Source organism: Streptococcus sp. 1449 (genome assembly GCF_013276805.1).
Lineage (GTDB): Bacteria > Bacillota > Bacilli > Lactobacillales > Streptococcaceae > Streptococcus > Streptococcus pseudopneumoniae.
Genome location: NZ_VMLS01000081.1, coordinates 1 through 4,261 on the forward strand (window position 1 = coordinate 1; position 4,261 = coordinate 4,261).

The window sequence follows — 4,261 nt, forward strand, 5'->3', positions numbered from 1 at the left end:
CCGCGCTATGAAGGCTCAAGGGATTGTCACAAGTCCAGGGAGAATTGTTTCTTTGGAAATCAATGTGAACTATGGTCATGATATGAAGTTGTTCAAAATGAGTCGCAGAAATATCGGACAAGCTGGTAAAATCTTGGCTGACAGTGGTTATCAAGGGCTCATGAAGATATATCCTCAAGCACAAACTCCACGTAAATCCAGCAAACTCAAGCCGCTAATAGCTGAAGATAAAGCCTATAACCATGCGCTATCTAAGGAGAGAATCAAGGTTGAGAGTATTTTTGACAAAGTATAGTAGATTGAAACTAGAATAGTACACCTCTACTTCTAAAACATTGTTAGAAATCGATTTGACTGTCTTGATTGATTTGTCCTGTTCTTATTTCATCTCACTATGAAAACGTTTAAAATATTTTCAACAACCTATCGAAATCATCGTAAACGCTTCGGATTACGAATGAATTTGATTGTTGGTATTATCAATCATGAACTAGGATTCTAGTTTTGCAGGAAGTCTATTTACTCTGTTTTTGATTTAGAAGATCGTATCCTAGCTCAAGATGGGTATGAAGCAAAATGGTATAACTGGTGTGATGGTTTTAATCAAGCAGCAACTCTTTTGTTGAAAAGGTAGTGCATTGTGTCTTGTTCCTTATTATAAGGTCAATCATTGTGAGGAAGCTTTTGCTTGGTATCAGGATGTGAACTTGGTTTACCTCGTAGATGGGGTGAAGCTTCCTTACAGTCAAGCGACCTTGGAAGCCATGTATTTCTATTTGGATCGGCATGGTGAGCCTTTTTGGATTGAAGTCAAGGAGAAGGGAGAATGGTTTCCAATTGGGGATATTACACTATCTCAGGATAATCTCCCCATTGTGATTGGGAATTCCGCTTACCAACATCGAGGACTTGGAAAAAAGATTCTAAGTGCTTTGATTGAATTTGCTTGAGTAAAAGGATGGAAAGAATTGAGAGTTAAGGAAATCTACACCTACAATCATGCTTCTAGGAGGTGTTTCAAGTCGCTTGGATTTGTGGAAAATGGAGCAACAGAAAAAGGAAGGAGTTTTATATTGGAATTAGTCTAATCCTGCCACTTTCTCCCCCTTAACCTTTGACTATTCCGCAAAATTATCGTAAAATAAAGAGTAAATGATAAAATGAGGTCAGAGTCTGTTTGCTCTGGCGATAGTAGTATAAATGAGGAGAAACGCTTTGGAATTAGAAGTATTTGCTGGGCAAGAAAAAAGTGAACTATCTATGATTGAGGTAGCGCGTGCTATCTTGGAACTTCGTGGTCGCGATCATGAGATGCATTTTAGCGATCTTGTAAATGAAATTCAAAACTACCTTGGAACATCAAACAGCGATATCCGCGAAGCTTTGCCTTTGTTCTACACAGAGTTGAACTTTGACGGTAGCTTCATCTCACTTGGGGACAACAAATGGGGTCTTCGTTCATGGTATGGTGTGGACGAAATCGACGAAGAAATCATCGCTCTTGAAGAAAATGACGACGATGAAGTAGCACCAAAAGCTAAGAAAAAACGTGTCAATGCCTTTATGGATGGTGATTCAGATGCCATTGACTACAATGCAGATGATCCAGAAGACGAAGATGCATACGAAGCAGATCCAGCTCTTTCATACGATGATGAAAATCCAGATGATGAAAAAAATGAAGTGGAAGCTTATGATGCAGAAATCAACGAAATCGCTCCAGATGACTTGGGAGAAGATGTGGATCTCAACGAAGACGACGAGTTTTCAGATGATGATGCTGAAATCATCGAGGAATAAAAGTTAGCTATTGACAATTATCCTATTTTTAGGTATCATATTGTTCGGGCACCTCTTTTAGAGGTCGGAGCTCCCTAGTTCTTAGGGAGCTATTTTTGTTTTTACAAGAAGTTATCTTCTTGTATTTTATACTCAATGAAAATCAAAGAGCAAACTAGGAAACTAGCCGTAGGCTGCTCAAAACACTGTTTTGAGGTTGTAGATAAGACTGACAAAGTCAGGAACACATATCTACGGCAAGGCGACGTTGACGCGGTTTGAAGAGATTTTCGAAGAGTATTAGTTGTGAATCTGGTGCAGTCGTCCCAGATTATTCTTATTAGTAGGGTCTTGTTTTCTATGTCCCCACGTAGTTAGCAAGACCTTGAGCACTTTAGAAAGAGGAATCTATGTCTACGAAATATATTTTTGTAACTGGTGGTGTGGTATCGTCTATTGGGAAAGGGATTGTGGCAGCGAGTCTGGGCCGTCTCTTGAAAAATCGTGGTCTTAAAGTAACCATTCAAAAATTTGACCCTTATATCAATATTGATCCAGGAACTATGAGTCCTTACCAGCACGGGGAAGTTTTTGTGACAGATGACGGAGCTGAGACAGATTTGGACTTGGGTCACTATGAACGTTTCATCGATATCAATCTCAACAAATATTCCAACGTGACAACTGGTAAAATTTACAGTGAAGTTCTTCGTAAGGAACGTCGTGGAGAATACCTTGGGGCAACTGTTCAGGTTATTCCTCATATCACAGATGCTTTAAAAGAAAAAATCAAGCGTGCCGCTCTAACGACCGACTCTGATGTCATTATCACAGAGGTTGGTGGAACTGTTGGAGATATCGAGTCCTTGCCATTCCTAGAGGCCCTTCGTCAGATGAAGGCGGATGTGGGTGCGGATAATGTTATGTACATCCATACAACCTTGCTTCCTTACCTCAAGGCCGCTGGTGAAATGAAGACCAAACCAACTCAGCACTCTGTAAAAGAATTGCGTGGATTGGGAATCCAACCAAATATGTTGGTGATTCGTACAGAAGAGCCAGCTGGTCAAGGAATTAAAAATAAACTGGCCCAGTTCTGTGATGTGGCACCAGAAGCCGTTATCGAATCGTTGGATGTCGAACATCTTTACCAAATTCCACTGAACTTGCAGGCACAAGGTATGGACCAAATTGTCTGTGACCATTTGAAATTAGACGCACCAGCAGCGGATATGACAGAATGGTCAGCCATGGTGGACAAGGTCATGAACCTCAAGAAACAAGTTAAGATTTCCCTTGTTGGTAAGTATGTGGAGTTGCAAGATGCCTATATCTCAGTGGTCGAAGCCTTGAAACACTCTGGCTATGTCAATGATGTAGAAGTTAAAATCAATTGGGTCAATGCCAATGATGTGACAGCAGAGAATGTAGCAGAACTCTTGTCTGATGCGGACGGGATCATCGTACCAGGTGGTTTTGGTCAACGTGGTACAGAAGGGAAAATCCAAGCCATCCGCTATGCGCGTGAAAATGATGTTCCAATGTTGGGAGTCTGCTTGGGAATGCAGTTGACATGTATCGAATTTGCTCGTCACGTTTTAGGACTCGAAGGTGCCAATTCTGCAGAGCTTGCACCAGAAACAAAATACCCTATCATTGATATCATGCGTGATCAGATTGATGTTGAGGATATGGGGGGAACCCTTCGCTTGGGGCTTTATCCGTCTAAGTTGAAACGTGGCTCTAAGGCAGCGGCTGCTTATCACAATCAAGAAGTGGTGCAACGCCGCCACCGTCACCGTTATGAGTTTAACAATGCCTTCCGTGAGCAGTTTGAGGCAGCAGGCTTTGTCTTCTCAGGAGTTTCTCCAGATAATCGTTTAGTAGAAATTGTGGAAATTCCAGAAAATAAATTCTTTGTAGCTTGTCAGTATCACCCTGAACTGTCAAGTCGTCCAAATCGTCCAGAAGAACTCTACACTGCATTTATTACTGCAGCGGTTGAGAACAGTAATTAGCCAAATCAGAACCTTTGAGAAGAATCTCAGAGGTTTTTTTTATACGATGATATTGCAGTATATCTGAGGTAGGAGTCCTCTGTATGTACCTGCTACCCTTGAAATCAATAGCGACTCCCTCTTGCCCTGTGCTAGTGAATGGATTTTTCAGTATATTGAAATGAAATAAAATTTGAACAAATTAATTCGGAAAGCCAAATCAATTTCTAGCAAAGTTTTAGGAACTGGATTGTATAGTGAATTGAAATAAGATGTGAACAACTCTATCAGGAAAGTCAAATTAATTTATAGAAATATTTTAGCAGTCAAGATGTACTGTTATAGATTCAATATACTATACTTTTTTAATTTAATCCACTATAATAAAATGAAATAATAACAGGATAAATCGTTCAGGACAGTCAAATCGATTTCTAACAATGTTTTAGAAATAGAGGTGTACTATTCTAGTTTCAATATACTAT

At 40.1% G+C, this 4,261-nt stretch carries 3 protein-coding genes and 4 pseudogenes; all 7 read left to right on the forward strand.

Features of this window, described 5'->3' with window-relative positions:
* Positions 1-292: pseudogene (locus tag HT687_RS10680) on the forward strand (transposase); the annotation flags it as partial.
* Positions 293-394: 102 nt separating this feature from the next.
* Positions 395-502, forward strand: a pseudogene (locus tag HT687_RS10685) (IS5/IS1182 family transposase); the annotation flags it as partial.
* 9 nt (positions 503-511) lie between these two features.
* Positions 512-634, forward strand: a pseudogene (locus HT687_RS10690) (chromosome partitioning protein ParB); the annotation flags it as partial.
* A 4-nt stretch (positions 635-638) separates the two neighbouring features.
* A pseudogene (locus HT687_RS10695) lies at positions 639-1,088 on the forward strand (GNAT family N-acetyltransferase).
* A gap of 127 nt (positions 1,089-1,215) precedes the next feature.
* Positions 1,216-1,800 (forward strand): DNA-directed RNA polymerase subunit delta, encoded by a 585-nt coding sequence (gene rpoE / locus HT687_RS10700; RefSeq protein WP_000418403.1) that lies wholly within the window; start codon positions 1,216-1,218, stop codon positions 1,798-1,800.
* A gap of 135 nt (positions 1,801-1,935) precedes the next feature.
* Complete coding sequence (locus HT687_RS12245; RefSeq protein WP_050315417.1) at positions 1,936-2,061, forward strand: hypothetical protein; 126 nt, start codon at positions 1,936-1,938, stop codon at positions 2,059-2,061.
* 128 nt (positions 2,062-2,189) lie between these two features.
* A complete protein-coding gene (locus HT687_RS10705) occupies positions 2,190-3,797 on the forward strand; it encodes a CTP synthase (protein WP_023937105.1) in 1,608 nt (535 codons plus the stop codon).
* Positions 3,798-4,261 lie beyond the last annotated feature (464 nt).